The 17,091-nt window shown below is 62.5% G+C and carries 11 protein-coding genes; all 11 read left to right on the forward strand.

All coding sequences use genetic code 11. The annotated features are described in order from the left end of the window. Window positions 1-19 precede the first annotated feature (19 nt). The 11 genes from flgK (at window position 20) to AB4O16_RS24515 (ending at window position 17,002) form a co-directional block, all read left to right on the forward strand. A complete protein-coding gene (flgK, locus tag AB4O16_RS24465; RefSeq protein WP_160388225.1) occupies window positions 20-2,065 on the forward strand; it encodes a flagellar hook-associated protein FlgK in 2,046 nt (681 codons plus the stop codon). A gap of 13 nt (window positions 2,066-2,078) precedes the next feature. Next, window positions 2,079-3,650 (forward strand): flagellar hook-associated protein 3, encoded by a 1,572-nt coding sequence (locus tag AB4O16_RS24470; RefSeq protein ID WP_460156040.1) that lies wholly within the window; start codon window positions 2,079-2,081, stop codon window positions 3,648-3,650. A 113-nt stretch (window positions 3,651-3,763) separates the two neighbouring features. Next, on the forward strand, window positions 3,764-7,357 hold the full coding sequence (locus tag AB4O16_RS24475; RefSeq protein ID WP_460156041.1) for a glycosyltransferase: 3,594 nt from the start codon (window positions 3,764-3,766) through the stop codon (window positions 7,355-7,357). A 514-nt stretch (window positions 7,358-7,871) separates the two neighbouring features. Beyond that, window positions 7,872-8,645, forward strand: a complete 774-nt coding sequence (rfbF, locus tag AB4O16_RS24480) for a glucose-1-phosphate cytidylyltransferase (RefSeq protein ID WP_160388228.1) — start codon at window positions 7,872-7,874, stop codon at window positions 8,643-8,645. After that, the gene (rfbG, locus tag AB4O16_RS24485) at window positions 8,627-9,709 is read left to right on the forward strand and encodes a CDP-glucose 4,6-dehydratase (RefSeq protein ID WP_160388229.1); all 1,083 of its coding nucleotides are present in this window, start codon (window positions 8,627-8,629) and stop codon (window positions 9,707-9,709) included. The genes rfbF and rfbG overlap by 19 nt, the downstream gene beginning before the upstream one ends. Further along, window positions 9,706-10,266, forward strand: a complete 561-nt coding sequence (locus tag AB4O16_RS24490) for a dTDP-4-dehydrorhamnose 3,5-epimerase family protein (RefSeq protein ID WP_460156042.1) — start codon at window positions 9,706-9,708, stop codon at window positions 10,264-10,266. The genes rfbG and AB4O16_RS24490 overlap by 4 nt, the downstream gene beginning before the upstream one ends. After that, on the forward strand, window positions 10,263-11,489 hold the full coding sequence (locus AB4O16_RS24495; RefSeq protein ID WP_460156043.1) for a methyltransferase domain-containing protein: 1,227 nt from the start codon (window positions 10,263-10,265) through the stop codon (window positions 11,487-11,489). The genes AB4O16_RS24490 and AB4O16_RS24495 overlap by 4 nt, the downstream gene beginning before the upstream one ends. Then, window positions 11,486-12,607 carry a DegT/DnrJ/EryC1/StrS family aminotransferase gene (locus tag AB4O16_RS24500; protein WP_460156044.1) on the forward strand — a complete coding sequence of 374 codons (1,122 nt, stop codon included), beginning with the start codon at window positions 11,486-11,488 and terminating at the stop codon, window positions 12,605-12,607. Before AB4O16_RS24495 ends, AB4O16_RS24500 begins: the two co-directional genes overlap by 4 nt. Continuing rightward, complete coding sequence (locus AB4O16_RS24505) at window positions 12,604-13,269, forward strand: acetyltransferase (protein WP_160388233.1); 666 nt, start codon at window positions 12,604-12,606, stop codon at window positions 13,267-13,269. The genes AB4O16_RS24500 and AB4O16_RS24505 overlap by 4 nt, the downstream gene beginning before the upstream one ends. Window positions 13,270-13,299: 30 nt before the next feature. Then, window positions 13,300-14,028: a cephalosporin hydroxylase family protein gene (locus tag AB4O16_RS24510; RefSeq protein ID WP_160388234.1), complete on the forward strand. Its 729-nt coding sequence runs from the start codon at window positions 13,300-13,302 to the stop codon at window positions 14,026-14,028. Between the two features lie 52 nt (window positions 14,029-14,080). After that, the gene (locus tag AB4O16_RS24515; RefSeq protein ID WP_460156045.1) at window positions 14,081-17,002 is read left to right on the forward strand and encodes a TIGR00180 family glycosyltransferase; all 2,922 of its coding nucleotides are present in this window, start codon (window positions 14,081-14,083) and stop codon (window positions 17,000-17,002) included. The last annotated feature ends 89 nt before the right edge of the window (window positions 17,003-17,091 follow it).

Here is a 17,091-nt window from a genome sequence, read left to right on the forward strand (position 1 = left end):
AAGGTATAAGGTCTGAAACATGAGTTTGCTCAATATCGGGATGTCGGGGCTCAGTGCTGGCCACAACTCGTTGGTCACGACCGGCAACAACATTGCCAACGTCGACACCGCCGGATACTCGCGCCAGCAATCCGTGCAGAGCACCAAGGGCTCGATTCAGTACGGCAACGTGTTCATCGGCACCGGCACCACGCTGGCCGATGTGCGTCGCGTGTATAACTCGTACCTCGATGCGCAGCTGCGCACCGCGACCTCGCTCGACAGCGAAGCCTCGTCGTTCAACGCTCAGGCCACTCCGCTGGACGCCACGCTTTCCGATAGCAACACCGGGCTGACCGGCGTGCTGCAAAAGTTCTTCACCTCGATGCAGGGCGTTTCGACCTCCGCCACCGACGACACCTCGCGCCAGTCGGTGCTGACCGGTGCCCAGGCCTTGTCCGCGCGCTTCAATTCGATTGCCAAGCAGTTGAACGATCAGAACACCAACCTGAACGGCAGCCTCGGTGACATGGCGGATCAGGTGAACAAGCTGTCCACCACGATCGCCACGCTCAACCAGAAAATTGCCGAGCTCTCCACCGGCAGCAGCCAGCCGAACGACCTGCTGGACGCGCGCACCGAAGCCGTGCGCCAACTGTCCGGGCTGGTCGGCACCCAGGTGGTCGAGCGCGGCAACAGCTACGACGTCTACATCGGCAGCGGTCAGCCATTGGTGGTCGGCAACACCACCAACACACTGCAAACCGTGCCGAGCCAGAGCGATCCATCGCGCATGGCGCTGCAGCTCAACCGTGGCTCCAGCACCATCGACGTGACCTCGGTGGTCAGCGGCGGTGAAATCGGTGGCCTGCTGACCTACCGCAAGGAAGTGCTCGACCCTTCGCTCAATGAACTGGGGCGCGTGGCACTGGTGGTTGCCGACCAGATCAACCGCCAGCAAGCGCAAGGCATCGACAAGAACGGTGATTTCGGCGCGGCGATCTTCAACAACATCAACAGTGCCGCGCTGGTCAGTCAGCGCAGCATTGCAGGGGCGAGCAACAGTGCCGGCTCAGGCAACCTGGATGTCACCATCAAGGACACCGGCAAGCTCACCGCCAGCGACTATCAGGTGACGTTCACCAGCGCGACCGACTACACCGTCAAGCGCTCGGACGGCACCGACCTGGGCGCGTTCAGCACCACGACGACCCCGGCTCCGGTGATCGACGGCTTCAGCCTGAACCTCAACGGCGGTGCGCCGAGCGCCGGCGATTCGTTCAAGGTGACGCCGACCCGTGGCGCGGCGGCCAGTATCCAGACCGTGCTCACCGACCCGAAAAAAATCGCTGCCGCCGCCCCTTTGACCGGCGTGACCACTGCCAACAACACCGGCACCTACACCCAGCCGACGCTGACCAGCACCATCGACATCTACAACCCGGCGGCCCAGGCGGAAATGCAGACCGCGCTCAAGTACTCGACGCCGGTCAAACTGGTTTTCGGCGGCGCCAGCGGCGGTAGCCAGAGCTACAACATGGTCGATGCCAAGGGCAACTCGATCGGCACCGGCACCATCGTTCCCGGTCAGAGCAACACCCTGAACCTGAAAGTCGGCATGGTCGATGCCAGCGGTGCTCCGGTCATGGACACCAGCGTCACGCCGGCCGTGCAGAAGACCTTCACCGTGCAGACCACGGTCGGCGCCACGCCAGCCAGCGGCGAAAGCTTCACCATCAACCTGGCCGGCGCGGCGTCTTCGGACAACCGCAATGCTCAAGCGTTGGTGGGTTTGCAAACCAAACAGACCGTAGACACCGGCACGGCGAGCAAGGGCATCAGCCTGACCGACGCCTACAACAAGCTGGTGACCAACGTCGGCGCCAAGGCTGCCCAGGGCAAGTCCGACAGCGAAGCCACCACGGCGATCCTGGCCAACGCCAAGGGTGCTCGTGATTCGAACTCCGGCGTCGACCTGGATGAAGAAACCGGCAACCTGGTCAAGTACCAGCAGTACTACACCGCGTCTTCGCAGATCATCAAGGCTGCGCAGGAAATTTTCACAACGCTGATCAACAGCCTTTAAGGAGTCGTAATTCATGCGCATTTCCACCGCCCAGTATTACGAAATCACCGCTGCCAACTACCAGCGTAACTTCAACAAGGCCATCGCGACCAGTAACGAAGCCAGCAGCCTGACCCGCATCAACACCGCCGCCGATGATCCGATCGGTGCCGGTCGTTTGCTGCAACTGGGCCAGCAGAGCGCGATGCTTGATCAGTACGGCACCAACATCGAAAGCACCAAGAGTGCGTTGAGCCTGCAGGAAACCACGCTCAGCTCCATCGGTACCGCTTTGCAGCGCGCCAAGGAGCTGGCCCTCGCCGCCAGCAACGGCATTGCCACCGACGCGGACCGCAAGGCCTATGCATCGGAATTGGGCCAGATCCAGCAACAGGTGCTGGGCCTGATGAACACCCGGGACGCGAGCGGCAACTACCTGTTCTCCGGTTCGAAAACCGACACCGCGCCTTACTCGCAGAACTCGGACGGCACCTACAGCTACAACGGCGACCAGACCACCGTCGACCTCGGCATTGGCGATGGCATGACGGTCGGGACCAACACCACGGGCTGGGATGCTTTCCAGCAGACCATCAATACCAATCGCACCCAGACCACCATGACCGCTCCGGCGGTGGATGACGGGCGCGTGGTGCTGTCCAACGGTACGGTCGGCACCAGCTCCACCTACAACGCCAAATTCACCGGCGGCCAGCCTTACACCGTCAGCTTCCTCAGCAGCACCCAGCTGAAGATCACCGACGCGCTGGGTAACGACGTGACCGCCGAAGCCAGCCAGAACGGTGTCATCAGCAACGCCAACGGGGCCAACCAGACGGTGAGTTTCCGTGGCATTGACATGAAGCTGAACATCAACCTCAAGTCCGGTGATACCAACCCGGATGCGGTGATCGCCGGGCACAGTTTCAATCTGTCTTCCTCCTCGGATACCTTCAACACGTCGCGCAGCGCCGGCAACGCGTCGACCGCGGTCATCACCGGTTCCACCGTGACCAACCCGACGGCGTACACCAATGCTTTCCCGTCGGGCGGGGCAATCCTCAAGTTCACCAGCGCGACCGCTTTCGACCTGTACGCGGCCCCGATCAGCGCCGACAGCAAGCCGGTGTCGTCGGGCACCGTATCCGGCGGCAACGCTACCGCCGCGGGCGTGACCTTTGCCCTGGGCGGTGGCGCTCCGGCGTCCGGCGACCAGTTCGTGATTCAGTCCAACAACCATCAGACCCAGAACGTGCTCGACACCCTGGGCCAGATGATGACTGCGTTGAATACGCCAATCGACGGCGACGCGGTGGCCAAGCAGAAGTTTCTCGGCGCCATGGAATCGGGAATGGGCAACATCGACAGTGCGGCCAACCAGATCGGCTCGGCCATCACCACCATCGGTGCGCGCGGTCAGGCGCTGGACAACCAGACCGCGACCAACGAAAGCCTGACTCTGGCGAACACCGCGAGCCAGTCGTCGATTCGCGATTCGGACCCGGCCGAAGTCATGACGCGCCTGACCTTGCAGCAGACCATGCTGCAGGCTGCGCAGCTGGCGTTCAGCAAGATTTCCCAGCTGGGTCTGTTCAACAAGATCTGACGGTGGTCGGGCGCGCAGGCGCCCGATTGCTTGCCCCTTCAGTATTTATCGTCTTTTTGCGGTAACAAAGGGCTCGCTTTTCAGGGCGGGCTCGCGCCGCCTGTGAGCCCGCCGTGAATTCACTCCCGCTTGTCAGCCTGGTCATCCCCGCCTTCAATCCACGCTTTTTCGCTCGTGCGTTGCGCACGGCTGTGAGCCAGAGCTACGGCAATCTGGAAATCATGGTTTGCGATGACAGTCGCGGTCATGAGATCGAAGAGATCGTCGCTTCGACGGTTGAGCAGGGCGCGGCCGTACGCTACGTGCGAAATCCGCGAACCCTGGGACTGGTGGGTAACCTTCAGGCTTGCCTGGCGCAGACGCAAGGCGAGTACATCAAGTTTCTGTGTGACGATGACCAGTTGTTCTCGGCCTGCATCGAGTATCAGGCCCAGGCCCTCATCGACTGTCCTGACGTCAACCTGGTGGTGGCCCAGCGGCTGCTCTGGGATGCCGACGACATGCCGCTGCCTTCGCGCCTGGAAAACACCCCGCTGTCCCCGGTGGGCGGGGTGTTCAAGGGTGATGACCTGCTGGCAATCTTCGAAAATTTCCCGGTCAACATCCTCGGCGGCTTCAGCAATGCGATGTTCCGTCGGGCCGACGTGCTTGAACTGTTGCCGGCACTGACTCAGCCCGGCCATTGCTTCGTCGCGACCCTGGATTTCGCCTTGTACGTCTGCCTGATGCGCCGCGGCAATCTGGCGGTGTCCAATCACGTGCTCGGCATCGAACGCCTGTACCCGGAGCGTTTGAGCGGCCAGCAGGCGATGAAGGATGCGGCCGAAACCGAGCGGCAATGGCTGTCGCAAATGCTCAAGGCCCGTGGTGGCGAATCCGCGCCGGCCCAGGGTTGGGTGCGCTATGTGCCGCTGACCCAGGTGGACGAGTCGCCGCGGGTTTGGGAGGAGTTGCCGCTGAGCCGGACCCTGGGGACAAAACAGACCACCCAGGATTGGCATGTCGGCATCGCCAGCGTCAGTTTCGCGCAGTTGTATGCCCAGTGGCTGGCGTGCCGCAGTCTCACCGAGGGTCAGCGTGAGTTGCTGGCGGACACGTTGGAAGCCTGGCCGACCCGACCGAAAATCGTTCCGATCATCATCGATGAGCAAGGCAGCCGTTCAGCGCTGGAGCTCACTCTGCAATCGCTGGCCGATCAGGATTACGCCCCTGAACTGACACTGGTGCTGTCCACATCCTGCATTGAAGCCGGGCTGGACGAGCGGGTGTTCCGCTTGCCGCTGCAGGACGACTGGCAGCAGCAGATCAACGAGCTGTTACCGCAACTTGAAGGCGCCGGCTGGTTCTATCTGCTGCGTGCCGGTGATCGCCTGGTGGCGCCGGCCTTGCTGGTCATGGCTGAACGAATTGCCCTGTCGCGCACGCTGACCTGCCTGTACAGCGACGAAGGCGGGCTGCTTCAGGGCGAGTCGACCGAACCTGCATTCAAACCGGATTTCAACCTCGATCTGATGCGCAGCTATCCCTACGTGGGTCGAGCGCTGGCGTTCGAGCGCGAGCAGTTCCTGGCACTGGGCGGTTTCGATTCGGCGCATGGCGAACTGGCGCCCCACGATGTGTTGTGGCGCATGGTCGAGAGTGCCGGCACGCAGGTGGTCGGGCACATTTGCGAGGTGCTGCTGGAGTCGGCGTTCGACCTGGCCAAATGGCTGTCGCAGCCGCAGGTGGTGGATAACAACCCGCGGCTGCTGGAGGCGCACTTGCAGCGCCTGGGCGTCGCCCACGACATTCGCCAGGGCAGTTCCGAGCTGCTCAATCGGGTCGACTATCGCCATGATGACCGGCCGCTGGTGTCGATCATTCTCGTCAGCAAGGACCAGACCCTGGCGTTGCAACGCTGTGTCGAGAGCCTGCTGGAGAATACCGCCTACGGCGAATACGAATTGCTGTTGGTGGACAACGGCAGCGAAAGCGCCGAGGCGCTTGACTGGTTCGCCGGCATGGCGCAACTGGGCAGCGACCGGGTCCGCGTGCTGCGCTGCGAGCTGCAGGGCAATGCGGCGGCGGTACGCAATTTCGCCGCGCAGCAGGCGGCTGGCGAATACGTGTTGATGCTCAATCCGTACACGGTGATCACCCAGGCGCAATGGCTGGACGAGTTGCTCAATCATGCGCAGCGTCCGGAAGTCGGCGTGGTCGGCGCCAAGCTGTTCAACCCCGATGGCCGCGTGCTGCATGCCGGTCTGATCCTCGGGTTGCAAGGGCCGGCCGGCGTGCCGTTCCATGGCGAGACGCTGCATGCGGCGGGCTACATGTACCGCTTGCAGGTCGCTCACAATTACAGTGCCGTCGGTGGTGATTGCCTGATGGTGCGCAAGGCGATCTTTGACGCCGTCGGTGGCCTCGATGAGCAAGGCCTGGCGCAGTCTCTCAACGAGGTGGATCTGTGCCTGCGCGTCGGCCAGGAAGGTTATCTGGTGGTGTGGACACCGCACGCGCAACTGGCGCTGGGCGCACAACCGGCGGGGGTTGCACGGGAAGGTGATCAGGCCCGCAGCGAGCAGGAGCAGGAAGTTTTCTATAAGCGCTGGCTGCCGATCGTGGCCCGTGATCCGGCCTACAACACCAACCTGGCGCTGCAAGGGTTGGGCGGGGCGAGCTTCAGCCTCGAGCCTGGCCTGCGTTCCGGCTGGAGCCCGTTTTCCAAGGCGCAGTTGCCGAAGATTCTCGCGTTGCCGGTCAACGCCTCCGCCATCGGCCATTACCGGGTCACGCAGCCGCTGATCGAGCTGGAAGCAGCCGGCAGGGCCCATGGGCGCATTCATTACAACCTGCCGACCATCATCGAAGTCGAGCGTCATTCGCCTGACGTGATCATCTTGCAGGGGCGCTATTCCGAAGGGCCGATCAACGAAATCCCAAGCCTGCAAAAATACTCCGGCGCGCGGCGCATCTATGAGCTGGACGACTTCGTGATCAACGTTCCGCACCGCAATGCGCATATCCGCAACATGCCGGGCAAGGACGAAATGGAGAAGCTGGTGCGGCGCGCCATCGGCATGTGCGATCGCGTGGTGGTCTCCACCGAGCCGCTGGGCAATGCGTTGTCGGACATGCATCACGACATTCGTGTGGTGCCCAACATGTTGGCCTCGCACCTGTGGACCGATCTGCGCAGTCAGCGCCGCACCTCGAAAAAACCTCGGGTCGGCTGGGGTGGCGGCACCAGCCACCACGGTGACCTGGCGGTGATCGCCGATGTGGTCCGCGAACTGGCCAATGAAGTCGACTGGGTGTTCTTCGGCATGTGCCCGGACGATCTGCGCCCGTACATGCATGAGTTCCATGGGGTGATCGGGCTGGATGTCTACCCGGCCAAGCTGGCCAGCCTGAACCTGGACCTGGCGCTGGCGCCGCTGGAGTTCCACATCTTCAACGACTGCAAGAGCAACCTGCGCTTGCTGGAGTACGGCGCTTGCGGCTACCCGGTGATCGCCACCGACACCGAGGCCTATCGCGGCTACCTGCCGTGCACCCGGATCAAGACCAACTCCACGGATGAATGGCTGCAGGCGATCCGCATGCACCTGGCCGATCCGGACGCCAGCTATCGCATGGGCGACGAGCTGCGCGAGATCGTGCTGCGCGACTACGTGCTGCGCGGCGACAATTTGCGCTACTGGGAGAATGGCTGGCTGGCAGACTGATCCTTCAGGCTGTTGCGCGCAAAGGCAGTCGACATGTAGGAGCCGGCTTGCTGGCGATGGACTCAAGTGCGCCGCGTTTATCCGGTTTGCACGCGTTTTCGTTAACGACCATCGCCGGCAAGCCGGCTCCTACAGTGCGCCGCGTTTACCCGGTTCATACGCGTCATCGTTAACGACCATCGCTGGCAAGCCAGCTCCCACAAGGGACCGCGCAATCCCTGTAGGAGCCGGCTTGCTGGCGATGGACTCAAGTGCGCCGCGTTTATCCAGTTTGCACGCGTTATCGTTCACGACCATCGCCGGCAAGCCGGCTCCTACAATTACCCGCAGCGCGTTGGCGGGCAGCGGACCCAAAGAGCTGGCGCGTTTCCTGCAAGTCCCCCTCATATCGCCATAAAACGAGCACTTCCGGTGAGTCCGGATGCGCCCTTAACGGCGGCAGGTTTAACCCAGATGGCCCGCAAAAGCTTGATACAGCTTGGCTGAGCCCTGTGACGAACAAGAGGGGAAGGGGATGAAGGCAGTTATTTTGGCGGGTGGCCTGGGTACGCGGATCAGCGAGGAGTCGCACCTCAAGCCCAAGCCAATGATCGAGGTCGGCGGCAAGCCAATTCTCTGGCACATCATGAAGCAGTACTCCGCACACGGAATCCATGATTTCGTGATCTGCCTTGGCTACAAGGGCTATGCGATCAAGGACTTCTTCGCCAACTATTTCCTGCACACCTCTGATGTCACCTTCGACATGCGCAACAACCGCATGGATGTTCACCAGAACTACAGCGAGCCATGGCGCGTCACGCTGATCGATACCGGCGAAGAGACCATGACCGGCGGCCGTTTGCGCCGCGCCCGCCGCTATCTTGAAGACGAAAAAGCCTTCTGCTTTACCTACGGCGACGGCGTGTCGGACCTCAACATCGGGGCGTTGGTGGACTTCCATCTCGAGCACGGAAAACTGGCGACCGTCACCGCGGTACAACCGCCTGGCCGCTATGGCGCGCTCAATCGCGATGGCGACAAGGTCCTGGGTTTCACCGAAAAACCTCGCGGCGACGGTGGCTGGATCAATGGCGGCTTCTTCGTCCTGTCGCCCAAGGTCCTGCCGCTGATCGAAGGCGACGAGACCTCGTGGGAATCCGGCCCGCTGGATGGCCTGGCCGCGCGCGGCGAGCTCATGGCGTACCAGCACGACGGCTTCTGGCAACCGATGGACACCCTGCGTGACAAGAATCACCTCGAGGCGTTGTGGCAGAGCGGGGAGGCCCCATGGAAGCAATGGGACTGAGCCCGCAATTCTGGCGCGGCAAGCGGGTGCTGGTCACCGGCCACACCGGTTTCAAGGGCAGTTGGCTGACGCTGTGGCTGCAAAGCCTGGGGGCCGAGGTCAGCGGGTTTTCCCTCGACCCGTCCACCGAGCCGAGCCTGTTCGAGCTGGCGCGCGTTCACGAAGGCATCAACGATCAGCGCGGCGACCTGCGTGACCTGGGTGCGTTGCTGGAGTTGATCGCTGAAACCCAACCGGAAATCGTCCTGCACCTGGCGGCACAACCGCTGGTGCGCGAAGGTTATCGCGACCCGCTGGGCACTTACTCCAGCAACGTCATGGGCACCCTCAACCTGCTCGAAGCGATCCGCCAGGTGGGCGGCGTGCGTGCCTGCGTACTGGTGACCACCGACAAGGTCTACGCCAACCAGGAATGGCTGTGGCCGTATCGCGAAAACGAAGCGTTGGGCGGTCACGATCCCTACAGCAGCAGCAAGGCTTGCTGCGAATTGCTGGCGCAATCCTATGCCGCCTCGTTCTTTGCCCCTGAAAAGCATGCCGAGCATGGCCTGGCATTGGCCACGGCGCGGGCCGGCAACGTGCTCGGCGGCGGCGATTTCGCCCCGGAGCGGTTGATTCCCGATGTACTCAAGGCCTGGTCGGCGGACGAGCCGGTGACCTTGCGTTACCCGCAAGCTGTGCGCCCGTGGCAGCACGCCCTGGAGCCGCTGGCCGGCTATCTGCAACTGGCTGCCGGCCTGTTCGAGCAAGGCCCGGCATTCGCCGGGGCGTGGAATTTCGGCCCCGGTGAAGCGGACATGTGCAGCGTCGGTGAAGTGGTCGAACTGCTCGCCAGCCGCTGGCCGCAAGCGCGCGGGCTGCGTATCGAACCGAGCGATATGCATGAGGCCGGCCTGTTGCGCCTGGACAGCAGCCGTGCCCGTCAATTGCTCGGCTGGCAACCGCGCTGGTCGCTGCAGCAGTGCCTGACCCAGACCCTGGACTGGCACCTGGCGTGGCAGAACGGCGATGACATGCGCGCCGTCAGCCTGGCGCAATTGAACCTGTACCGAGGCGCGCTGTGAGTGAATTCCTGCTGAAGGCGTTGCCGCTGAGCGGATTGTTCAGCGTGCAGCACAAGCGTTTCGAAGACGAGCGCGGGCACTTTTCCCGGTTGTTTTGCGAGGGCAGCCTGAGTGCGTTCGGCCAGGCGTTCCACATTCGCCAGATCAATCACTCCTGCACCCGCGAGCGCGGCAGCGTGCGTGGCCTGCATTACCAGAACGAGCGCGCGCCGGAAGCCAAGTTGATCAGTTGCCTGCGCGGTGAAGTCTGGGATGTCGCGGTGGATTTGCGTCCCGACTCCGAGACCTTCCTGCACTGGCACGCCGAACACCTGCGGGCCGGCGATGGCCGCAGCCTGTTGATTCCGGCCGGGTTCGCCCATGGCTTCCAGACCCTTTCTGCCGATGCCGAGCTGCTTTACCTGCACAGCAACGACTACACGCCTGAACACGAAGGCGGGTTGTCGGTGCTCGATCCACGGCTGGCGATTGCCTGGCCGTTGCCTGTCAATAATCTGTCGGTGCGCGATGCGAGTCATCCGGCGCTCGATGAACACTTCGCCGGAGTGCGCCTATGAACTGCCGTGGTTGCGCCGCCGCGCTGACCCTGCCGCTGATCGACCTGGGCACCTCGCCGCCGTCCAACGCCTACGTGCGTGCCGACCAGCTGGAGCAGGCCGAGCAATGGGTGCCGTTGAAGGTTGCCGTGTGCCAGCAATGCTGGCTGGTGCAGACCGAGGACTACACCAGCGCCGACAGCCTGTTCGATGCCGAGTACGCCTATTTCAGTTCGTTCTCCAGCACCTGGCTGGCCCATGCCGAGCGTTATGTGGCCGAGATGGTCGAACGCTTCGGCCTGACCGCCGACAGCCGCGTGGTGGAAATCGCGGCGAACGACGGTTACCTGTTGCAGTACGTGGCCAGGCGCGGCGTCCCATGCCTGGGCGTCGAGCCGACCCGCAGCACCGCGCAGGCGGCGCGGGAAAAAGGCCTGGAGATCCGTGAGCTGTTTTTCGGTCGCGACAGCGCCGCGCAATTGCATGGCGAGGGCTGGGGCGCCGACCTGATGGCCGCCAATAACGTGCTGGCCCACGTCCCGGATATCAACGATTTCCTCGGCGGTTTCGCGACCTTGCTCAAGCCGACCGGTGTGGCGACTTTCGAGTTTCCGCAGTTGTTGACGCTGATGGCCGGCCAGCAGTTCGACACGCTGTACCACGAGCATTATTCCTACCTGTCGCTGACCGCTGTGCAGACCCTGTGCGAGCGCAACGGTCTTCAGGTGTTCGACGTCAGCCAGCTGCCGACCCATGGCGGTTCGCTGCGGGTGTTCGTACAGCGCCTGGACGGCGAGCGTCGCGACGTGCAACCGGCGGTCCGGCAACAGCTGCAGGCCGAACTCGCGGCCGGGGTGAAAACCCCGGCGTTCTACGCGACCCTGGCGCCCGCCGCCGAACGCATCAAGCATGACCTGCTGCGCTTCCTGTTGCAGGCCAGGGCCGATGGCAAGCGTGTGGTTGGCTACGGCGCCGCCGCCAAGGGCAACACCCTGCTCAACTACGCCGGCGTCAAGCCGGACCTGCTGGCCTGGGTGGCCGATGCCAACCCGCACAAGCAAGGCAAGTACCTGCCCGGCAGCCGCATTCCGATCGTGTCGCCGGAGCGGATCGACCTCGAGAAACCGGACTACGTGCTGGTGCTGCCGTGGAACCTGCTGGACGAGATCACCCAGGCCTTTGCCGGCATTCGTGCATGGGACGGTCGTTTTGTCATTGCCATTCCCGAGTTGATCATTCGATGAGCCGAATTCATTACACCAAGCCCAGTGTCGGTGAGCTGGAAGCCGACTACGTACTCGATGCCGTCCGCCATGGTTGGGGAGAGCGCTGCTACGAGTACCTGACGCGGTTCGAGAAGTCCTTTGCCGAGCACGTGGGTGCGACGTACGCGATCGCAACCTCCAGTTGCACCGGCGCGCTGCACATGGGGATGGCGGCGCTGGGCATCGGTGCCGGCGATGAGGTGATCCTCGCCGATACCAACTGGATCGCCTCGGCCGCGCCCATCACCTATCTGGGTGCTACGCCGGTGTTCGTCGACGTGCTCGCAGACAGTTGGTGTCTCGACCCGCAGCAGGTTCGCCGGGCAATTACCCCACGGACCAAGGCGATTCTGGCGGTTCACCTCTACGGCAATCTCTGCGACATGGATGCGTTGCTGGCCATCGGCCGCGAGTTCGGCCTGCCGGTCATCGAAGACGCGGCCGAGGCGATTGGCTCGCAGTGGCGCGGTCAGGCGGCCGGTTCGCTGGGCGCGTTCGGTGCGTTTTCCTTTCATGGCACCAAGACCATGACCACCGGCGAAGGCGGCATCTTCGTGACGTCGGACAAGGCCCTGTATGACCGCGTACTGACCCTGTCCAACCATGGCCGGGTGGCGGGCAGCAGCAAACAGTTCTGGCCGGATTTCCTCGGTTTCAAATACAAGATGAGCAACCTGCAAGCCGCCGTCGGTTGCGCGCAGGTCGAGCGGATCGACGAGTTGATCGAGCGCAAGCGTGCGATCTTCGCCCGTTACGCCGACGCCCTGGCTGCATTGCCTGGCTTGACCATGAACCCTGAGCCCGGGCATGCGCGCAACGGCTACTGGATGCCCACCGTGGTCTTTGACCGCGAACTGGGGATCACGCGGGACATGTTGAGCGCAGCCTTCCAGGCCGCCGATATCGACGCGCGGGTGTTCTTCTGGCCGCTGTCGTCCTTGCCGATGTTCAGCGAACTGACGGCCGACTCGCCGGTGGCGCATGCGCTGCCGGAGCGCGCGATCAATCTGCCGAGCTACCACGACATGACCGATGACGATCAGCACCGGGTCATCGAGGTGTTGCGCGCACTGGTACTGAAAAGGACCCGGCTATGAAGGTTTACCTGCTGGGGGCGGCCAATCCTGAAGCGGTACGGATGATCCTCACCCTGCAACGCAGCCAGCCGGACCTGCAGTTCGCCTTTCTCGATAACGATCCGGCGAAGCAGGGCACGCTGTTTCATGGCGTGCCGGTGGTGGGTGGCACCGACAGGGTGGCCGAGCTGAAAGGCCCCGACACGCGCTTTGTCAATTTGATCACCGGCAGTACCGCGCTGCGTCACCGGACCACCTGCGAGATCGTCGAGGCCGGTGGCACCCTGGGCAACTTCATCCACCCGGGCATCGATCTGACGATGATCACCATGGGCGTCGGCACCTATCTGCAAGAGGGCGTGATCATGCAGGCGCAAGTCAGCCTGGGTGACAACACCAGCATCAGCGCCGGCAGCGTGGTCGGGCATGAGGGGCAGATCGGTCATTCGGTGTTCATGGCGCCGGGTGTCTGCATTGCCGGTTGTGTCGAGATCGGCGACGGCACCTTCATCGGCACCAACGCCACGATCCTGCCGCGTTTGCGCATCGGCCGTTGGGTCACCATCGGTGCGGGCGCCGTGGTCACCAGAGACGTTCCAGACTATGCGGTCGTGGTGGGCAGCCCCGCCAGGACCATCAAGACCAATCCTGCTTCCTTTCAAGACGGTCGGGTTTTCAACTAACCACCGCGACTAATTTCCGGAGAGTCTGTAATGAATCCTCATGAGCAGTTTCGTGAAGAAGTAAAAGACAACATCGAAGGTCTGCAACAGGACAAAACCTTGCAAGCCACCTCGCTGGACTGGGTCGGCACGACCGCCAAACACAAGTACACCTACAACTTCAGCTGGATGGGCCGCCCGATCATTCAATTCCCCCAGGACATGGTCGCCATGCAGGAGATCATCTGGGCGCTGCAACCGGACATCATCGTCGAGACCGGTATCGCCCACGGCGGCTCGCTGGTGTTTTACGCCTCGATGCTGGAACTGCTCGGCCATGGTGAGGTGCTGGGCGTCGACATCGATATCCGCCAGCACAACCGTGAGGCGATCGAAGCGCACCCGATGAGCAAGCGGATCCAGATGATCCAGGGGTCGAGCATCGATCCTGCGATCGTCGAACAGGTTCGCCAGCGCGTCGAAGGCAAGAAAGTGCTGGTGGTACTGGACTCCAACCATACCCACGAGCACGTACTGGAAGAGCTGCGGGCCTATGCCCCGATGACCTCGGTGGGCAGTTACTGCGTAGTGATGGATACCGTGGTCGAAGACATGCCGGAAGATGCCTTCCCGGACCGCCCGTGGGGCAAGGGCGACAACCCGAAAACCGCGGTATGGGCCTACCTGGAAGAAAACCGCGATTTCGAGATCGACCAGGCCATTCACAGCAAGCTGCTGATCACCGTCGCGCCGGATGGCTATCTGCGCCGCGTACGGTAATCGACAAGACATCGTTGGGTTTTTTCGGCGATTCGCCGATGCGGGGAAATGTATGCAAGGCAATAATTCTGAACACGGGCTGGCACTCAACGAACAGTTGACCGTGGTGCTGATGTCTCACGAGCGGCCGGCGTTCTTGCGCCGCGCTGCGCGTTTCTACAGCGGCTTGCCTTGCAGGATCCTGGTGCTGGACTCTTCGGCTGAAGGTCAGCCAAGCCTGGCCGGACAGTTTGAAAATGTGGATTACCAGCATGTTCCGCAGTTTGGCTACTGGGGCGTGCGCGCCAAGCTGGCCTTTGGCGTGGAGCAAGTGACCACGCCGTTCATGGTGTTTGCCGCCGACGATGACTTCCATGTGCATGACGCCCTGCGCGCAGCCGTGGCGTTCATGCAGGCCAATCCCGACTACGGCCTGTGCCACGGCTACAGCATGATGTACCTGTCACAACCCAACACCGTCAGCTACTTCCGGCGTGACAAGAAAGTCTGCGAAGACTATTGCTCCGAGAACGCCGAGGAGCGTGTGCTCGATTACATGCACCAGTACCTCCCGCCATTCTATGCGGTACAGCGCACAGACCTGGTACGTGACTGGTATCAGGCCATGCCTCACGATACGTCCTTCCAGTGGCAGGAAATCGGTCATACGTACTACATGCTGGCGCGGGGCAAGGCGCGGATTCTGCCGATCCCGTATGTGGTGCGCGAGATGAACTACGGGTACTCGGACCACAACACCGAGATCTTCCACACGCTGGCGCATACCGATGCCAGGACGGTCGCCGAACGCGAAGACTTTGCCGCGTTCCTTTTCGGGCTGCCGACTCAGGTTCAAGGCAAGGACCCGGAGCAAGGCCGGCAGTTCGCGCTGCAAAGTTTTGAAGCCCTGGCCGATAGCCTGCGCACAGGCCGGGCGCTGACGACAGAGCTGATTTTCGAGTCTGCGTGGACCAGTGTCGAGACCGGCCCTGTGCGCCGTTTCGGTCCCAAGCAATACGTTGAAATGCCGTTCTACAATCAGCAGTTTTTCGATCAGTTGACCCAGTTCGAATTCCTCTTGCACGCCATGCCGGCCGGTCGTGTTCAGTTGCAAGGCCTGGAGGGTGTCTGGACCCGTCAGCAGAGCCTGATGCTCGCGCGTAACAATGACACGCCGGAAAGTGTGGTCGACCGTTTGTGGCAAGCCCACGACAGCAACGTGTTCAACCGCACGGTGGTCAAGCGCCTGGCGGCGCAGCTCGAACTGCTGGGCGAAGACGAAGAAGCGCAGGCCATGACTGACTGGGCCGCGCGTCTCGAGGCAGTGTCGGTCGAAGGCAACCGTGCGACATTCGACAAGATGCTCTCCGGTCGACTGCTCAAATGGCTCGCGCCCCGCCAGCCGGATGCCGAAGAGGCAGAGTCGATCAACCGGTACCTGGCGGCCAACGACGGAGGTCCACAGTTCGGGATCTTCCTGCTGGACATGGATAACGATATCGACAAGCTGCAAGTCTCTCTCGACAGCCTGCTCGAAGGTCACGGCAAGGCCTTCAGGATTGTGATCTTCACCACCGGTGAAGCACCGGCGGCGACCACGGCGCAGAACACCTTGCACTTTGTCCGGGTCACGCAAAGCAACTATGTCGACAAACTGAACCAGAGTGCTCGTCAGTCGCCTTGCGACTGGTTGATGCTGGCTGAAGCCGGCGACGAGTTCACCGCCGGCGGCCTGTTGCGCGCCAGCCTGGAACTGCTGTCTGACACGCAATGCCGCGCCGTCGCCACCGACGAAATCCAGCGCACCCCGGAAGGCGCACTGGTGGATGTATTCCGTCCGGGCTTCAACCTGGATTTGCTGCAAAGCCTGCCGGCCCTGATGGCGCGTCACTGGTTGATCCGTCGGGAAGTGTTCATCGAAGTCGGCTGCTACCAGCCTGACTTCAGCAAGGCCCTGGAATTCGACTTGCTGCTGCGCATCATCGAACAGGGCGGCCTCAACGGGCTGGCCCACCTGGACGAGCCGCTGGTGATTGCACGGGCGCCGGCACTGGAAGAAAACGCCGATGAGCGCCTGGCGTTGATGCGTCACCTGGGCAACCGTGGCTACAAGGCCAAGGTCACGTCGACGGTGCCTGGCACCTGGCAGATCGATTACCGCCATACCGAACGCCCGCTGGTGTCGATCATCCTGCCGGCCGGGGATGACCTGGCGGCGTTGCAACAGTGTCTGCAAGCCGTGTTGCTGCGGACCCGCTACATCCAGTACGAAGTGCTGATAGCGCTCAACCCGAATCAGTCGGCCGAGGTCAACGATTGGCTGGGCACCTACCAGCATCCGAAAGTCAGCGTGTTGCGTGCCGACCAGACCCTGAGTGAAGTGGCGTTGTACAACGCGGCCAGCCAGCAGGCGCAGGGCGAGTACCTGGTGCTGTTGGCCGCAGACAGTGAAGTGGTCAACCCGAACTGGCTCGAATCGCTGCTCAATCACGCCCAGCGTCCGGAAGTCGGCGTAGTCGGTCCCAAGTTGATCGACCGCGACGGCAAGGTCACCCAGGCCGGCCTGATCCTCGGCATGAACGGTGGCGTGGGCTCAGCCTTCGTCGGCGAAAAACAGGACGCCGAAGGTTACCTGCACCGCTTGGCGCTGGAGCAGAACTACTCGGCGGTGTCGATGGCGTGCCTGATGGTGCGTAAAGCCTTGTTCGACGAGCTGGACGGCCTGGACAGCGTGACCTTCGCCGACGGCTTGAGCGACGTCGATCTGTGCCTGCGGGCTGGCCAGGCCGGATACCTCACCGTGTGGACGCCGCTGGTACAGGTCATTCATTCGGGTGAAGTGCCACAGGCGCCGCAGACCCTCGATGCGCTGCGTGACAAGTGGGCGGCAGGCTTTGCCCAGGACCAGGCCTACAACGCCAACCTGGCCTTGAGCGGCAAAGGCTTTGTGCTGGGTGAAAGCGCTTCGGTGAACTGGGTGCAGTTGCTCGGGTAGGCCCGGCGAACAGGTATAAGGGATTCAAGGCATGTTCAACGCAAAATCGATCTTCATCTCAGGCGGTACCGCTGCGTTCGAGCGTCATG

This window comes from Pseudomonas sp. S2_H10 (genome assembly GCF_054668285.1).